At 72.6% G+C, this 16,223-nt stretch carries 15 protein-coding genes and 2 pseudogenes; 9 read left to right on the top strand and 8 right to left on the bottom strand.

The annotated features are described in order from the left end of the window. Positions 1-31: 31 nt before the first annotated feature. On the bottom strand, positions 32-994 hold the full coding sequence (locus tag ACNTMW_RS01360; RefSeq protein WP_426631434.1) for an aldo/keto reductase: 963 nt from the start codon (positions 992-994) through the stop codon (positions 32-34). A 43-nt stretch (positions 995-1,037) separates the two neighbouring features. Continuing rightward, entirely contained in the window at positions 1,038-1,475 is a 438-nt protein-coding gene (locus tag ACNTMW_RS01365) for a ChaB family protein (RefSeq protein WP_426631435.1), read from the bottom strand. A gap of 312 nt (positions 1,476-1,787) precedes the next feature. Here ACNTMW_RS01365 and ACNTMW_RS01370 point away from each other — a divergent pair, with 312 nt between their 5' ends. After that, positions 1,788-3,020, top strand: coding sequence for an RNA-guided endonuclease InsQ/TnpB family protein (locus tag ACNTMW_RS01370; protein ID WP_426631436.1), 1,233 nt, complete (start codon positions 1,788-1,790; stop codon positions 3,018-3,020). A gap of 13 nt (positions 3,021-3,033) precedes the next feature. On the opposite strand, the gene ACNTMW_RS01375 is transcribed toward ACNTMW_RS01370, so the two are convergent. The 4 genes from ACNTMW_RS01375 to ACNTMW_RS01390 are packed head-to-tail and all read right to left on the bottom strand — an operon-like array spanning position 3,034 to position 6,387. Next, positions 3,034-3,327 carry a DUF2218 domain-containing protein gene (locus tag ACNTMW_RS01375; RefSeq protein ID WP_426631437.1) on the bottom strand — a complete coding sequence of 98 codons (294 nt, stop codon included), beginning with the start codon at positions 3,325-3,327 and terminating at the stop codon, positions 3,034-3,036. Positions 3,328-3,377: 50 nt separating this feature from the next. Next, the gene (locus ACNTMW_RS01380) at positions 3,378-4,193 is read right to left on the bottom strand and encodes an ABC transporter ATP-binding protein (protein ID WP_426631438.1); all 816 of its coding nucleotides are present in this window, start codon (positions 4,191-4,193) and stop codon (positions 3,378-3,380) included. A 44-nt stretch (positions 4,194-4,237) separates the two neighbouring features. Then, positions 4,238-5,269 (bottom strand): FecCD family ABC transporter permease, encoded by a 1,032-nt coding sequence (locus ACNTMW_RS01385; protein ID WP_426631724.1) that lies wholly within the window; start codon positions 5,267-5,269, stop codon positions 4,238-4,240. A gap of 17 nt (positions 5,270-5,286) precedes the next feature. Then, entirely contained in the window at positions 5,287-6,387 is a 1,101-nt protein-coding gene (locus ACNTMW_RS01390; protein WP_426631725.1) for a FecCD family ABC transporter permease, read from the bottom strand. Between the two features lie 117 nt (positions 6,388-6,504). On the opposite strand from ACNTMW_RS01390, the gene ACNTMW_RS01395 reads away from it, so the two are divergent. From ACNTMW_RS01395 to ACNTMW_RS01420, 6 genes are read left to right on the top strand one after another with little or no spacing between them, the layout of a single operon-like run. After that, positions 6,505-7,533, top strand: coding sequence for an ABC transporter substrate-binding protein (locus ACNTMW_RS01395; RefSeq protein ID WP_426631439.1), 1,029 nt, complete (start codon positions 6,505-6,507; stop codon positions 7,531-7,533). A 1-nt stretch (position 7,534) separates the two neighbouring features. Continuing rightward, entirely contained in the window at positions 7,535-8,446 is a 912-nt protein-coding gene (locus ACNTMW_RS01400; protein WP_426631440.1) for a siderophore-interacting protein, read from the top strand. Then, positions 8,443-9,960, top strand: a complete 1,518-nt coding sequence (locus ACNTMW_RS01405; RefSeq protein WP_426631441.1) for a pyridoxal phosphate-dependent decarboxylase family protein — start codon at positions 8,443-8,445, stop codon at positions 9,958-9,960. The genes ACNTMW_RS01400 and ACNTMW_RS01405 overlap by 4 nt, the downstream gene beginning before the upstream one ends. Continuing rightward, positions 9,944-11,245, top strand: coding sequence for a lysine N(6)-hydroxylase/L-ornithine N(5)-oxygenase family protein (locus ACNTMW_RS01410; protein WP_426631442.1), 1,302 nt, complete (start codon positions 9,944-9,946; stop codon positions 11,243-11,245). Before ACNTMW_RS01405 ends, ACNTMW_RS01410 begins: the two co-directional genes overlap by 17 nt. After that, complete coding sequence (locus ACNTMW_RS01415) at positions 11,242-11,817, top strand: GNAT family N-acetyltransferase (RefSeq protein WP_426631443.1); 576 nt, start codon at positions 11,242-11,244, stop codon at positions 11,815-11,817. Before ACNTMW_RS01410 ends, ACNTMW_RS01415 begins: the two co-directional genes overlap by 4 nt. Continuing rightward, positions 11,814-13,595, top strand: coding sequence for an IucA/IucC family protein (locus ACNTMW_RS01420; RefSeq protein ID WP_426631444.1), 1,782 nt, complete (start codon positions 11,814-11,816; stop codon positions 13,593-13,595). The genes ACNTMW_RS01415 and ACNTMW_RS01420 overlap by 4 nt, the downstream gene beginning before the upstream one ends. Positions 13,596-14,010: 415 nt before the next feature. On the opposite strand, the gene ACNTMW_RS01425 is transcribed toward ACNTMW_RS01420, so the two are convergent. Both ACNTMW_RS01425 and ACNTMW_RS01430 read right to left on the bottom strand, forming a co-directional pair. Continuing rightward, complete coding sequence (locus ACNTMW_RS01425; RefSeq protein WP_426631445.1) at positions 14,011-14,652, bottom strand: maleylpyruvate isomerase N-terminal domain-containing protein; 642 nt, start codon at positions 14,650-14,652, stop codon at positions 14,011-14,013. Between the two features lie 278 nt (positions 14,653-14,930). Continuing rightward, positions 14,931-15,590, bottom strand: coding sequence for an HNH endonuclease family protein (locus ACNTMW_RS01430; protein ID WP_426631446.1), 660 nt, complete (start codon positions 15,588-15,590; stop codon positions 14,931-14,933). Between the two features lie 130 nt (positions 15,591-15,720). Here ACNTMW_RS01430 and ACNTMW_RS01435 point away from each other — a divergent pair. Continuing rightward, positions 15,721-16,148 (top strand): annotated as a pseudogene (locus ACNTMW_RS01435) (L-serine ammonia-lyase, iron-sulfur-dependent, subunit alpha); the annotation flags it as partial. Then, a pseudogene (locus ACNTMW_RS01440) lies at positions 16,133-16,204 on the top strand (hypothetical protein); the annotation flags it as partial. The pseudogenes ACNTMW_RS01435 and ACNTMW_RS01440, both read left to right, overlap by 16 nt. Positions 16,205-16,223: the final 19 nt, after the last annotated feature.

Genomic DNA, 16,223 nt, shown 5'->3' on the forward strand with positions numbered 1-16,223 from the left:
CAGATCGGCGCGTCACAGAGGTGAGCCGCCGTCACCGGGTCCGTTCGATCTCGGCGACCTCCTCATCGCTGAGATCAAGGTCGGCGGCGGCGAGCATCGGATCGACCTGGTCGGGCCGGCGGAAGCCGACGATCGCACCGTCGACGGCCGGGTGGCGCAGGGTCCAGGCGATAGCGACCGCGCCGGACGTGGTGCCGTGACGGTCGGCGATCTCCCGCAACTGTTCCACAAGCGCGAGATTGCGCGTGAGCGCCGGCTCCTGGAAGCGCGAGTCACGCTTGCGCCAGTCGTTATCGGGCATGCCCTCGATCCGCTCGCGGGTCATCTTCCCAGCGAGGAGACCGGAGGCCATCGGCGAGTAGACGATCACCCCAATGCCCTCGCGTTCGGCGTACGGCAGGATCTCGTCCTCGGTCTCCCGGTCGATCAGCGAGTACGGCGGCTGCAGTGTCTCCACCGGTGCGATGGACCGGATCCGGCGCAACTGGTCGACGGTGAAGTTGGAGACGCCGATGTGGCGGACGACGCCCTGCTCCTTCAACTCGGCCAGCGCCGACCAGCCCTCCTCGATGTCGGAGTCGGGCACCGGCCAGTGGATCTGGTACAGGTCGATCGCCTCGACACCGAGCCGCTCCCGGCTCGCCTCCGCCTCGCGCATGACCGAATCGCGTTTGAGGCTGTGTACGACCTGCCCGCCGGGCCCTTCCAGCAACGAGCACTTGGTGAACACGTACGGCCGCTCGGCCAGACCCGCAAGCGCCCGGCCGACGATCCGCTCGGAGTGCCCGAACCCGTACGCGGCGGCGGTGTCGATCCAGTTCACGCCCCCTTCCAACGCCCGGTGGACGGCGGCGATCGACTCGTCGTCCTCCTGCGGTCCCCAGCCGAACTCCCAGCCACCGCCGCCGATCGCCCAAGCGCCGAAGCCAACCCGGGTAATCTCCATTCCGGTGTTGCCGAGCTGAGCCGTCGCCAACCGCTGTGTCTTCTGCATGATGTCCTTTTCCACCGCGAACCGTCGGGGCGCCCGCGGGTACCTACCCCTTCTGTCTGGCGTGCGCGGTCGCCCGTGCGTTCGCCTTCTCGATCTCCTCGACCAGATCCGCCTTCGTGAGCTTCTCGGGGTGGTCGATGCCCACCTTGGGGGCCACCTCGTCGAGGTGGCGCTTCGGGGCGTTGGCGTCCACCCCCTGCGCGGTGTCCCGGCGCTGCTGCCCCGACCGCGGCGTGCCCTGCTCGGCCTGCGGGTCCGAGGGGCCGGGCTGTTCCTTGGGCTCCCAGTGGTCGCCGACCTTTTCGTGGGTGTGCTTGAGCGACGCGTACGCGGTGCGCCGCGCGCGCTCGCCGGGACCGTACGACTCCTCAGCCGACTCCAGGGTCTTCTCGTACGTGCGCACGGCCTTGTCATCGGAGCGGGCGATGGTCGACGGCACGTCGTCGCGCATCCGCTCCGCCTGCTCGTGCTTGTCCGGCATGTCGATCACCCTCCCCGCGCAGCCGCCCGGGTGTGCCACGCCGGGCACCGTTCCGCCGGGCTGTCAGGCTGCGGCTGCCTTGCCGAACCCGTACCCCAAGCGCGGCCGGTCACACGACGCATTCCACGCATCCCGACCGGGTGACCGCCGCCGTAGACCCACCGGGTCACGCTACCGAAATCGTCCGCAGTGCTCCGGCCTTCAGGCCGGGGGTGAAGCGGACCCTCCCGGGTAGCGGGTCGGGGCAGGCCGGTCCGCCGTCACGGCGGATAGGCGTCTGGGTTTGTCGGACGGGGCGGATATGGTGCGATCGTGCAGCTGCGGTACAACTTCCGCGTCTATCCGACGCCCCGCCAGTGCCAGGCGCTGGCGCGGGCGTTCGGGTGCGCGCGGGTGGTGTTCAACGACGGGCTGCGCGCACGGCAGGAGGCGCGGGAACAGGGGTTGCCGTACCTGTCGGACGCCGAGCTGTCCAGGCGGGTGATCACGCAGGCCAAAAAGACCCCGGAGCGGGCCTGGCTGGGTGAGGTGTCGGCGGTGGTGTTGCAGCAGGCCCTGGCCGACCTCAACACCGCCTACCGAAACTTCATCGCCTCCCTGTCGGGCAGGCGCAAGGGCCGCCGGGTCGCGCCGCCGCGGTTGCGGTCGCGCAAGGACAACCGGCAGGCGGTCCGGTTCACCAAGAACAGTAGGTTCGCGGTGCGCGACAACGGCCGGCTGCGCCCGCCGAAGATCGGCGACCTGCGGGTGGTGTGGTCCCGGCAGCTGCCGGCCGACCCGTCGTCGGTGACGATCATCAAGGACGCGGCCGGTCGGTACTTCGCGTCGTTCGTCGTGACCACCACCGACGCGCCGCTTCCCGAGCTGGACACCGAGGTGGGTATCGACCTGGGGCTGACGCACTTCGCGGTGCTGTCGGACGGCACGAAGGTCGCCGCACCGAGGTTCCTGCGCCGCGCCGCCCGTAAGCTGCGCCGGTTGCAGAAGTCCCTGTGCCGCAAGCAGCGGGGCAGCAACAACCGCGCCAAGGCCGTCGTGACGGTCGCCCGCGCGCACGCGACGGTGGCCGACACCCGGCGGGACTGGCAGCACAAGCTGTCCACGGCGATCATCCGCGACAACCAAGCGGTGTACGTCGAGGACCTGTGCGTGGCCGGTCTGGGCCGCACGAGGCTGGCCAGGTCCGTCCACGACGCCGGCTGGGCCTCCTTCGTCGCCATGCTGGAGTACAAGGCCGCCCGGTACGGACGGACCTTCGCCAAAATCGACCGGTTCGCGCCCACGTCACAGACGTGCGCGGCGTGCGGCCGGGTCGACGGACCGAAGCCGCTGAACGTCCGCGCCTGGACCTGCCCATGCGGCAGCACCCACGACCGGGACGTCAACGCGGCGCGCAACGTGCTCGCCCAGGGACGCGGGGAGAGCCTAAACGCCTGTGGAGCGCGGGTAAGACCGGCACCCGTGCCGGCACCGCGCCGGGAAGCAGGAATCCGCTCGGGCACCGCGCGTTCCGCGCGCGGCGCGGAGAGAATCCCCGTCCTTTAGGGCGGGGAGAACGTCAATCCGAGGCGGGTACCCAGGTGACGGTCAGCTCCTCCTGGGTGGCGAAGCGGACCAGGTGGCGGGTGATGACGTCCTGGACCGCGGCGAGCCTCTCGGCGTCGTCGGCGGTGGCGGTCAGCTCGAGGTGGCCCGCGGTGGGCGCCAGGACGCACTCGCCACCGCGCAGGGTGATCGTGCCGGTCCCGTCCGCCGCGAGGACGGCGGGGACCTTGTGGCCCATGTGCGAGACGAGCTGTTTGATATAGCGGCCCGGCCGCTCCGTCACGACGTGGGCGGTTGCGTGTGCCATGAAGGTCCTTTCCGATGGTGGTCCGGTGCCGGGGTCGTCCCCACATGATCTCATCCGTTGCGCACCGGGGTGGTCGCCCGCGCCGCCGGTACGACCAGCGGGGTGCCGGTCTCCGGGTCGTCGATGACCCGGCACGCCAGGCCGAAGACCGCCTCGATCAGGTCCGCCGTGACGACCTCGGCGGGCGGGCCCTCGGCCACCACCCGCCCGCCGCGCATCGCGATCAGGTAGGTGGCGTACCGGGCCGCGTGGTTGAGGTCGTGCAGCACGGCGACCAGGGTGCGATCCTGCTCGCGGTGCAGCCGCGCGCACAGGTCGAGGATGTCGAGCTGGTGGGCGATGTCAAGATACGTCGTCGGCTCGTCCAGCAGCAGCAGCGGGGTCTCCTGGGCGAGCGCCATCGCGATCCACACCCGCTGCCGCTGGCCGCCGGACAGTTCGTCGACGTACGCGCCGGCCAGGTCGGCCACGCCGGTCGCGGCCATCGACGCGGCGACGACCCGTTTGTCGGCGTCCGACCACTGGCGCAGCAGCCCCTGGTGCGGGTATCGGCCCCGCGCGACCAGTTCGGCGACGGTGATGCCGTCCGGGGCGGTCGACGACTGCGGCAGCAGGCCGAGCGTACGGGCCACGGCCCGGGCCGGCAGCGCGTGGATGTCGCGGCCGTCCAGCAGGACGGTCCCGGATCTCGGCTTCAGGGTACGTGCCAGGGCCCGCAGCAGGGTCGACTTCCCGCAGGCGTTCGGGCCGACGATGACCGTGAACGACCGGTCCGGTACGGCGACGGTCAGCTCCTCGGCGATGGTGCACCGCTCGTACCCGAGCGTCAGCCGCTCGCCCTTGAGCCGTGCCGTGTCCCGCTCCATGCGCTGCCTCTTCCTCTCTCCGATCGCCACCGTCACCGGCGGCGTCACAGCCGGCCCGCCCGGCGCTGCGCGGCCAGCAGCCACACCAGGTACCCGCCGCCGAGCGCCCCGGTCAGCACGCCCGCCGCAAGTTGGTGGCCCGGTACCAGCCGCTGCCCGGCCAGGTCGGCCGCCACGAGCAGGACCGCACCCATGCCCAGCGACGCCAGCAGGTTCGGCCCGGGGCCGCGGGCCAGCCGCCGGGCGAGCTGTGGTGCGGTGAGCGCGACGAACGCGACCGGACCGCACGCTGCGGCGGCGGCCGCGCTCAGCAGCACGGCGGCGGTCACCAGGACCAGGCGCAGCGGCTCGACCCGTACCCCCAGCGCGTGCGCCGCGTCGTCGCCCAGCTCCAGGATGCGCAGGGCCGGGCCGCAGCCGACCAGCACCACCGGCACGGTGACGGCCAGGACCGCCAGCAACGCCCACGCGTCGTCCCAGCCGCACCCGTCCAGGCTGCCGGTCAGCCACCGCACGGCCCGTGCCGCGTCGGTGATGTCGGCGCGGGTGAGCAGGTAGCCGTCGACGCCGGCCAGGATCGCGTCGGCGCCGATGCCGACCAGGACCAGCCGGTAGCCGTGCAGGCCGCGCCGCCAGGCGAGGGCGTAGATCGCCGCGGCGGCCGCGAGGCCGCCGGCCACGGCGCCGGCCGACAGGGCCAGGGCACCGCCGCCGACGACCACGATCGCGGTCAGCGCGCCGGTCGCCGCGCCCCGGGTGAAGCCCAGCAGGTCGGGGCTGCCCAGCGGGTTGCGGACCACCGCCTGCAGAACCGCGCCGGACAGCGCGAGCGCCGCACCGGCCAGCAGCGCCGTGACGACCCGGGGCAGCCGCAGTTCGTTGACGATGAAGGCGTCGGTCGGCGTACCCGCGCCGGCGAGGGTACGGACGACGTCGACCGGTCCCATCGGGTAGTCGCCGCTGCCGATGGCGAGTACGCCGAGGCCGAGGGCCGCCAGCGCGCACCCCGCGCCCACGGCCAGCGCCCGGGTCCGGAAGCGCAGCGCCAGCCAGCCGGACACCCGCAGGACGCGCACGCCGTCTCCCGCGCCCGTCATGCCGCCGCCATCCGGGTGCGCCGCACCACGGCCAGGAAGAACCCGCCGCCCAGGACCGCCGTGACGACGCCGACCGCAACCTCGCCGGGCCGGGCCAGCACCCGGCCGAGCACGTCCGCGCCGAGCAGGGCCAGCGGCGCGAGCACCGCGCAGTACGGCAGCAGCCAGCGCAGGTCGGGACCGGTCAACGGGCGTACCAGGTGCGGCACCATCAGCCCGACGAAGACGATCGGCCCGCACGCGGCGGTCGCCGCGCCGCACAGCAGCGTGACGGCGACCATCGCGGCGGCGCGGGTAGCGGCCGGTCGCCCGCCGAGCGCCCGTGCGGCGTCGTCGCCGAGCACGAGGACGTTCAGCGGGCGCGCCAGGACGCCCGCGAGCAGCGTCCCGGCCGCGACGAAGGGGGCGATGCCGGTCACCGTCGCGGGCCGCGCGGCGGCGAGGGAGCCGACCGTCCAGAAGCGCAGCCGGTCCAGTGCGGCGGTGTCGAGCAGTTGCACCGCGTTGACGTACGCGTACAGCGCCGCGTTGACCGCCGTCCCGGCCAGCGCCAACCGGACCGGGGTGGCCGCGCGCCCGCCGCCGACGGCCCAGACGAGTGCCGCCACCAGGCCGGCCCCCGCGAACGCGAACCACACGTACCCGCCCAGGGACGTGATGCCGAGGAAGCTGATCGCGGAGACGACGGCGGCCGCGGCGCCCGCGTTGACGCCGAGCAGGCCGGGGTCGGCGAGCGGGTTGCGGGTCAGCGCCTGCATCAGGCCGCCGGCCAGCCCCAGTGCGACGCCGGCCAGTAGCCCCAGCAGGGTGCGCGGCAGCCGTATCCCGTGCACCACGGGGTACGCGGCGGCGGACTCGTCGACCAGCCCGCGCCAGGCGTCGACGAGCGGGAGCTGCCGGGCGCCGACGGCCAGGCTCGCCGCGACCACGGCGAGCAGGAGCAGCAGCGCGGTGAGCAGCCCGCCGGTACGCGCCACGCGGCGCCCGGTGATGACACCGGTACGCGCCACGCGCCGCCCGGCGACGGCTCGGGACATGGTGGGACACACGGACGGCTCCGATGTGGACGGGGCGCGCGAGGCACCGCTTGACACGATCGAGTTAGGTAAGGCTAACCTTATGCCAACCGCTGACGCCGGGCTACCCCTCCCCCACGGGTCCGGTGCGGACATCGCTGTTGACTTCGGACCTACCTATGAGTGGGAGGCATCGCCATGCCGTCTGCCCGCAATCTCCATCTCTCCCGGCGCGGCCTGTTAGCCGCCGGTGGCACGCTCGGCCTGGGCGCCTTGCTGGCGGCCTGCGGCGACGGCTCCGGCGACGGCTCCGGCGACGCGAAGAGCGCCGGCGGAACCTGGTCGTTCACCGACGACCGCGGGAAGAAGGTGGACGCGAACGGCCGCCCGCGGCGCGTCGTCGCCTACGTCGGCGCCGCGGCCGCGCTGCGGGACTTCGGCGTCGGCGACCGGATCGCCGGGGTGTTCGGCCCGACCAGGCTGGCCGACGGCCGGCCGGACCCGCTCGCCGGCGACCTCGACGTGAGCAGGCTCGCGGTCCTGGGCAACGCCTGGGGCGAGTTCAACCTCGAGAAGTACGCGTCCCTGCGCCCCGAACTGCTCGTCACGAACATGTACCAGCCGGACGCCCTGTGGTACGTGCCGGACGAGAGCAAGGACAAGATCCTGGCCCTGGCGCCCAGCGTCGGGCTCACCGTCGCCAAGGTGTCCCTGGCGACGGTGCTCCGGCGCTACGCCGACCTCGCCGCGGCCCTCGGCGCCGACCTGAAGGCCACGGCCGTCACCGACGCCAAGGCCCGCTTCGACCGCGCGAGCGAGACGCTGCGCGGGGCGGCCGCGGCGAACCGCGGCATCACGGTCATGGCCGCCTCCGCCAGCGCCGACCTGCTCTACGTCTCCGACCCCACGGTGTACGCCGACCTCAGCCACTTCACCGGACTCGGGGTGACGTTCGTCGCCCCGACCAACGTCACCGGCGGCTTCTTCGAGAACCTGAGCTGGGAGAACGCCGACAGGTACCCGGCCGACCTGATCCTGCTCGACAGCCGTACCTCCGCCCTCCAACCGCCGGACCTGGTGTCCAAGCCGACCTGGTCGAACCTGCCCGCGGTCAGGGCCGGCCAGGTCGTGCCCTGGCAGAGCGAGCCACGCTTCAGCTACGCCGGCTGCGCGCCGCTCGTGGAGGCCCTCGCCACGGCGGTCCAGCGGGCCCGGAAGGTGGCCTGACATGCCGGCCACCGCCACGCGGCCCGCGGTCACCACGGCCCCGTTCCGCTTCGCCGACCTGTACGTCGTGCGCACCGCGCGCCTCGGCGCCTCCATGGTCCGGGTCACCTTCGCCGGCGACGGACTGGCCGACCTCACCAGCGGAGGCCGCGACCAGCGGTTCAAGCTGTTCCTGCCGCACCCCTACCAGGCCGCCCCGGTCGTACCCCGCGGCGACGACTGGTTCGCCCGGTGGCGGGCCATGGACCCCACGGTACGGGCGGTCATGCGCTCGTACACCGTCCGCGAGCAGCGCCGCCGGCCGGACGAGCTCGACGTCGACTTCGCCCTGCACGGCGATACCGGCCCGGCCTCCCGCTGGGCCGGCCGCGCGGTACCCGGTGACCGGGTCACCGTGCTCGGCCCGGCGGTCGCCGACAACGGCGGCGTCGACTTCCGGCCGCCGCCGGGCACCGACTGGGTACTGCTGGCCGGCGACGAGACCGCGCTGCCCGCAGTCGCCGGCATCCTGGCCTGGCTGCCGGCCGGTACCCCGGCCCGGGCCTGGGTCGAGGTCGCCGACCCGGCCGACATCCGGGACCTGCCCACCGGCGCCGACGCGGCGGTCACCTGGCTGGTCCGGGGCACCGCCGGCAGCCCGACGCTGCTGGCCGCGATCCAGGCCGCCGAGCTGCCCACCGGTACCCCGTACGCCTGGGTCGCCGGCGAGACCGCGACGGTACGGGCGCTGCGCCGCCACCTCGTCGGCGACCGCGGCGTCGACCGTGCCCGGATCACCTTCACCGGCTACTGGCGCCGCGGTGCGTCCGAAGAGGACCTTCTCGTCGAAGCCCTCGCCGCCCCGGCACCCGCCGGCCCCGCCCCCGACGACCCGGCCGCCGGCATGCAGCCGGACCGAGAGGACGCCCCGTGACCACCAGCAGTTCGTACCTGCTCACCGACCGCACCGCCGCCGGCTACCGGCGGGCGGTCCTCGCCGGCGTCGACCGCGTCGCGGCCCGGATCGCCGCGGTGGACCGGCCGTTCACCGGGATCACCGCCGACCGGCTCGCACCGGAGATCACCGCGGTCGACCTGGACCGCCCGCTGGGCGACCCGGCCGCCGCGCTCGACGAACTGGAGCGTGTCTACCTGCGCGACGCGGTCTACTTCCACCACCCGCGCTACCTCGCGCACCTCAACTGCCCGGTCGCGATCCCCGCCCTGGTCGGCGAGGCGATCCTGACGGCGGTCAACTCCTCGCTCGACACCTGGGACCAGAGCGCCGGCGGCACGCTGATCGAACGCCGCCTGATCGACTGGACGGCGGAGCGGATCGGGCTCGGCCCGGCCGCCGACGGCGTGTTCACCAGCGGCGGCACCCAGTCCAACCTCCAGGCGATGCTGCTGGCCCGCGAGGAGGCCTGCCGACTGATGGGGAAGACCGGGCGGCGGCGCGCCGAGATCCTGCCCCGGCTGCGCATCCTCGCCTCCGAGTACGCGCACTTCAGCGTCGCCAAGGCGGCGTCGCTGCTCGGGCTCGGCGCGGACGCCGTGGTCGCGGTGGCGTGCGACGCCGACCGGCGGATGCGCCCCGCCTCGCTGGCCCGGGCGCTCGATCGGTGCCACCGCGACGGATCGGTACCGATGGCCGTCGTCGCGACCGCCGGTACCACCGACTTCGGCAGCATCGACCCGCTGCCCGCCATCGCCGACCTGTGCGACCGGGCCGGGGCGTGGCTGCACGTCGACGCGGCGTACGGCTGCGGGCTGCTGGTGTCGCGGCGCCGGCGGCACCTGCTGGCCGGGATCGAGCGGGCCGACTCGGTGACCGTCGACTACCACAAGTCCTTCTTCCAGCCGGTCAGTTCCAGCGCGGTGCTGGTCCGTGACCGGACGGTGCTGCGGCACGTCACGTACCACGCCGACTATCTCAACCCGGCGCGCAGCGCCGTCGAGCGCATCCCCAACCAGGTAGACAAGAGCATCCAGACCACCCGGCGCTTCGACGCGCTGAAGCTGTGGCTGACCCTGCGGGTCATGGGCCCGGACGCGGTCGGCGAGCTGTTCGACGCCGTCGTCGACCGGGCGGCGCAGGTGTGGCGCCGGCTCGACGCCGACCCCCGCTTCGAGGTGCTGGCCCGGCCGCAGTTGAGCACGCTGGTCTTCCGGTACGCCCCGACCGGGCCGGACGAGCCGGCCGGGCCGGCCGGGCCGGCCGGGCCGGACCCCGACCGGCTGGACCGGGCCAACCGACACGCCCGCGCCGCGCTGTCCGCCTCCGGTGCGGGCGTCGTCGCCGGCACCGTCGTCGACGGCCGGCACTACCTGAAGGTCACGTTGCTCAACCCCGACACCTCGGTACGCGACGTCACCGACGTCCTCGACCTCGTCGCCGGGCACGCTCGCGCCTACCTGGGAGAAGACAGCCTTGTCCACGCCTCGTGACCCCGCCCGGATCCACGACTTCGTGGCCGTCGGCCTCGGTCCGTTCAACCTGGGTCTCGCCTGCCTGACCGCGCCGATCGACGGCCTCGACGGGGTGTTCCTGGAGAGCCGGCCGGAGTTCGACTGGCACCCGGGCATGCTGCTGCCCGACGCCACCCTCCAGGTGCCGTTCCTGGCCGACCTGGTCACCCTGGCCGACCCCACCTCCGAGTTCTCGTTCCTCAACTACCTCAAGCAGACCGGGCGCCTCTACCCGTTCTACATCCGGGAGAGCTTCTTCCCGCTGCGCGCCGAGTACCGCGACTACTGCCGGTGGGCCGCCGCGCGGCTACCCACCGTCCACTTCGGCCGGCACGTCACCGCGATCTCCTACGACGAGGCGGACGGGGTGTACGTGGTCCGCGCGAACGTGCGCGGGGAGCCGGCGACCTACCGCGCCCGCCGGCTGGTCCTCGGCACCGGCACCCCGCCGTACCTGCCCGACGCCTGCCGCGGCCTGCCCGGCGACGCCGTCCACAGCTCGGAGTACCTCGGCAGCAGGGCCGCGCTCCGGGCCAAGACCAGCATCACGGTCGTCGGCAGCGGCCAGAGCGCCGCCGAGATCTACCACGACCTGCTGGCCGACCTCGACAACCACGGGTACGAGCTGATCTGGGTCACCCGGTCGCCGCGGTTCTACCCGCTGGAGTACACCAAGCTGACGCTGGAGTTGACCTCCCCGGACTACATCGACTACTTCCACGCGCTGCCCGCCGCGACCCGCGACCGGCTCACCGCGTCGCAGCACAGCCTGTACAAGGGCATCAACGCCGACCTCGTCAACGACATCTTCGACCTGCTGTACCGGCAGAGCCGCACCGGGCCGTGCCGCACCAGGCTGATGACGAACACGGCGCTGGTGGGCGCCCGGCACGACGCCGCGACCGGCACGTACACCCTCGACCTGCGCCAGACCGAACAGGACCGGGACTTCACCCTGGACACCCAGGGCCTGGTGCTCGCCACCGGCTACCGCTACGAGGTACCGGCGTTCCTCACGCCGCTGGCCGACCGCATCGCACTCGACGACGCCGGCCGGTTCGCCGTCCGGCGTGACTACCGCGTCGACGCCGGCGGGCCGGCGATCTACGTGCAGAACGCCGAGCTGCACACGCACGGCTTCACCGCCCCCGACCTGGGCATGGCCGCGTACCGCAACGCCTGCATCATCCGCGACATGCTCGGCCGCGAGTACTACCCGGTCGAGAAGTCCACCGCCTTCCAGAAGTTCGGAGCGCCGGCGTGACCGTCTTCACCCACACCCACGAGCGGCTCGGTGAGTTCACGCTCCGCCCGGTCGACCCGGTCGCCGACGCCACGTTGCTGCACGGGTGGGTCACCCACCCCCGGTCGGTGTACTGGTTGATGCGGGACGCCACGCCGGCCGATGTCGTCGCCGAGTACGAGGCGATCGCGGCGCGGCCGGGCCACGACGCCGTCATCGGGCTGCACGCCGGCCGGCCGGAGTTCCTCGTCGAGCGCTACGACGCGCGAGCCGAACTCGGCGGCGTGTACCCGGTCGAGCCCGGCGACGTCGGTATGCACGTCCTGGTGGCGCCGACCGACACCCCGGTACCCGGGTTCACCCGCGCGGTGCTCACCACGGTCATGGAGTGGCTGTTCGCCGACCCGGACACGCACCGGGTCGTGGTCGAACCCGACGTGCGCAACACGGCCGTCCACGCGCTCAACGCGTACGTCGGCTTCCGCGTCGTGGACACCGTCCACCTGCCGCACAAGGACGCCTACCTGAGCATCTGCACCCGCGAGGACTACGAGGCCGCCCGCATCGCGGCCGCCCGAGGAGCGAACGTATGAACCCGACCGACGCCGTCGCCCACCTGACCCCCGAACACTGGGACCGCGCCAACCGGCTGCTGGTCCGCAAGGCGCTCGCCGAGTTCACCCATGAGCGGCTGCTCACCCCGGCCGAGGTCGCACCCGGCCGGTACGCCGTCACCGGTGACGACGGCACCGTGGAGTACCGGTTCACCGCCCGCGTCGGCCCCCTCGACCACTGGCGTATCGACGCCGGCAGCATCAGCCGGCACCGCGACGGAGCGGAGCTACCGCTCGACGCGCTCGACCTGGTCCTCGACCTGCGCCACGCGCTGGGCCTGAGCGAGCGGATCCTGCCGGTCTACCTGGAGGAGATCAGCAGCACCCTGGCCGGCAGCGCCTTCAAGCTGGCCAAACCGCCGGTCAGCGCCGCCGAGCTGGCGCGCGCCGACTTCCAGGCGGTCGAGACGGCCATGACCGAGGGCCACCCCTGCTTCGTGGCCAACAACGGCCGGCTCGGCTTCGACGCCGCCGAGTACCGCGCGTACGCCCCGGAGGCCGCCCGCCCGGTACGCCTGATCTGGCTGGCCGCGCGCCGCGACCGCACGACGTTCACCAGCGGCGCCGGCCTCGACTACGACCGGCTGGTCACGGGCGAGCTGAGCCCGGCCACGCTGCGCCGGTTCGCCGGCACCATGGCCGGGCTGGGGCTGCACCTCGATGACTACCGGCTCATCCCGGTACACCCGTGGCAGTGGTGGAACAGGCTGGCGGTCACGTTCGCCGGCGACGTGGCGCGGCGCGCGCTGGTGTGTCTGGATCACGGCGACGACGCGTACCTGGCGCAGCAGTCCGTGCGCACCTTCTTCAACACGACCGCGCCGTCCAAGCACTACGTGAAGACCGCCCTGTCGGTACTCAACATGGGTTTCCTGCGCGGCCTGTCCGCCGAGTACATGCGGGCCACCCCGGCCATCAACGACTGGCTGGCCGACCTCGTCGCGGCCGACCCGGTGCTGAAGGCCACCGGCCTGGGCATCCTGCGCGAACGGGCGGCCGTCGGCTACCACCACGCGCAGTACGAGGCCGCCTCCCCGAAAGGCTCGCCGTACCGCAAGATGCTCGCCGCGCTGTGGCGCGAGAGCCCGGTACCCCTGCTGGAGCCGGGCGAGCGGGCCGCGACCATGGCGGCGCTGCTGCACGTCGACGCCGACGGCCGGTCGGTCGCCGGGGCGCTCGTCGCCGGCTCCGGGCTCGACGCCGCGACCTGGCTGCGCCGGTACCTCGACGCCTACCTGACGCCGCTGCTGCACTGCTTCTACGCGTACGACCTCGTGTTCATGCCGCACGGGGAGAACGTCATCCTCGTGCTCGACGAGCGGGGCGTACCGCGGCGGGCCTTCTTCAAGGACATCGCCGAGGAGATCGCCGTCATGAACCCGCACGCCGACCTGCCGGATGGGGTCGCGCGTATCCGCGCCGACGTCCCGGAGAACCTGAAGGTACTGTCCATCTTCACCGACGTCTTCGACTGCTTCTTCCGGTTCCTGGCGGCGAACCTCGACGCCGACGGCACGCTCGACCAGGGCACCTTCTGGGCCGGTGTCGCCACCTGTATCCGCGACTACCAGGAGGCCAACCCGGGGCTGGCCGACCGGTTCGCCCGGTACGACCTGTTCACCGAGCGGTTCGCCCTGTCCTGCCTCAACCGGCTGCAACTGCGCGACAACCAGCAGATGGTCGACCTCGCCGACCCGGCCGGGGCGTTGCAACTGGCCGGTACGCTCGCCAACCCGATCGCCCGGTACGTCCGGTGACCGGGACTTGTCGCAATGCCGGAGCTGTCGTACGCCGGCGCGACGAAGACCCTCGCGTCGGTCGTCCTCCTGTGGGCGGCGATGGTGGCGACCGGCCAGCGTACTGATCAGGTGGCGTTCGATTTCGTCCTGTGACGTTCCCCCGCGACCGCTGGGAGCCGGCGTGATGCAGGCTGACCACGGCTGCGGCGTGTCGTCGTACCGTCCGGCGCCTCGGCCGCCTCGGCCTCGCCCACCTCGGGGTTCAGCTCGCGGTAGGCGCGGCGGGCCGCGGCCAGGAACCGCTGCGGATCCTCGACCACGACGTCCTGCGCATCCGTACGCTGATCGTCATCCCGCCACCGGGCGGTTCGCCTCGTCCACCCGGTGGCGGGTAGGTCGCGATCAGACCCGTCCGCAGTCCCCGCCCAGCGGCTCAGAACGCGGCGATGCTGGCTGGGGTGCGTTCGGCGCGGCTGAGCGCCCGAAGGACAGCGGTCGCGCCGTGCCGGCGTACGGCCAGCCGGGACAGCAGGTCGACCACCGTGTCGACGGCGCTCTGCGGCAGCGTGGGCGTCGCGGCACCGACGCTCACCGCCAGGTCGTCGGAGTGGACGGCGAGCTCCATCATCCGGGTGATCAGCAGGTCGTCGAGGCGCAGTGACCATGGCCCCCAGAACGGCAGGCGGACCGACCGGCCACCCGCCTCCGAGGCCAGCAGGTCCGCCAGTTCGGTGACGGCCGCGTCGACGCGCGTCACCAGCGCCTCGGGTCCGTCGACCGCCAGTTCCTCGCCACCGTTGCGGATGCGGACGTTGATGTCGTCATCGAGGGCGGCATCGGTCCACAGCGCCCGGGCGTAGTGGTCGAGCAGGGAGATGGTCTGCTCCTGCGGTGCCGGCCCGGTCAGCGCCTGCGGTACGCCCAGGATCTGGTAGGCCAGGTGGCCGGCGAGACCGCCGACGCTGAACTCCGGCAACGCGCTCGGCTTGCGCCAGGCGGCAGCGACCGCCGGATCACGCAGCAGGTCCGCGGCTGCGCGGGCCGCGGACAGGAAATCGTCCCGGGTACTACTCAAGCCTGCACTCCCCTTCTCGGCGAACAGTGGGAGGAACGCCCCGGGTGAGCGGTGAGACGGCGGCCACCTCCCCCAAAACATCCTAGGATAATGCTACGCGGGAGCCGCCCCCGCCAGGTCGCTTGCCGGTGGCACCACATTCCCCATCGTGGAGAGTTGGGCACCAATATTGGCGCCCAACTCTCCACGATCCATGAAGGACCGGCACGTCCGGCCCGCTCCCACCCACTTCGTCGGGTGAGGACGGGTAAGGACCGGGCGGGATCAGCCAGGACCGGTCAGGACGCGCAGGTGTTGAGCATGCCCTGCAGGGCGGTCTTCTCCGCCGACTGGAGCGTGAGTCCCCAGTGGTACTTCGACCGGATCCACATCTTGGCGTAGGTGCACCGGTACGACGACAGCGGCGGCTGCCAGGTGGACGGGTCCTGGTCACCCTTGGCCTGGTTGACGTTGTCGGTCACCGCGATCAGCTGCGGGTAGCTGAGGTCGTTGGCGAAGCTCTGCCGCTTGCTGGTGGTCCAGGCGCTGGCGCCCGACCGCCACGCCTCGGCCAGCGGTACCACGTGGTCGATGTCGACGTCGGCGGGGCTGGTCCAGGTGGCGCCGTCGTACGGGCTGTACCAGCGTCCGGAGGTCGGGTAACAGGTACTGTCGACGGTCACCGAACTGCCGTCGCGCTTGAGGACGGTCTCGCGGGTGTTACAGCTTCCCGAGACGGTGATCCAGTGCGGGAACAGGTCGCGCGAGTACCCGCTCATCGCGCCCTCGGCGGCCACGGTCAGCGCGTTCAGCTCGCTCTGCGCGGTGGACTTGGCGGGGATGTTGGGCGGGGTGGCGGCCGCTGGCGACACGAGTGTCACCGCCAGCGCGGTACCGGCGACGACGGCGCCGAGCAGGCCGGACAGCGCGCGGCGGGGGTGGTGGGGGGAACCGGGCACGGGGAGCCTCCGAGGTGGTGAGGGCGTGACGCTCCGACCGTCGCGGGTGGCGGTGGCCACCTCATGATCGGGTCGTTACCGTACCCCGAAGATCGTCAAAAATTTAGATCGACGAATCTTTTAGTCCCCCTTCCGGAGTACGCGACAACCCGTCCGACGGGCGTGCGGTCGGTCGATTCGACCCGTTGGCAGCCGTCCGCCGCACGGCCTCCGGGTGCGCCGCCGCGCGCCGGAGCTGTCGCGCAAGCTGTCGGTCGAGGCGCACAGCTCCGACCCGCTGCGTGGCATGGACCGGATCACGCTCTATGCCTTGGCGGTCAACGAGGACAACGCCGCCGGTGGCCACGTCGTCACCGCCCCCACCAACGGCGCGGCCGGGATCATCCCGGCGGTGCTGCACTATTACACGCGGTTCGTCCCGGGCGCCAACGATGATGGCGTGTGCCGGTTCCTGCTCACCGCTGGCGCCGTCGACGCTATCTGCAAGGAGACCGCGTCCATCTCGGTGCGGAGGTCGGCTGCCAGGGCGAGGTCGGGTCGGCCTGCTCCATGGCGGCCGGCGCGACGGACCCAAGCCGCTGAACGTCCGGTCGTGGACCTGCCCGTGCGGCGCGGTCCACGACCGGGACCTCA

The sequence above is a fragment of the Planosporangium spinosum genome (genome assembly GCF_049999945.1).
In the GTDB taxonomy this organism is placed as follows: Bacteria; Actinomycetota; Actinomycetes; order Mycobacteriales; family Micromonosporaceae; genus Planosporangium; species Planosporangium spinosum.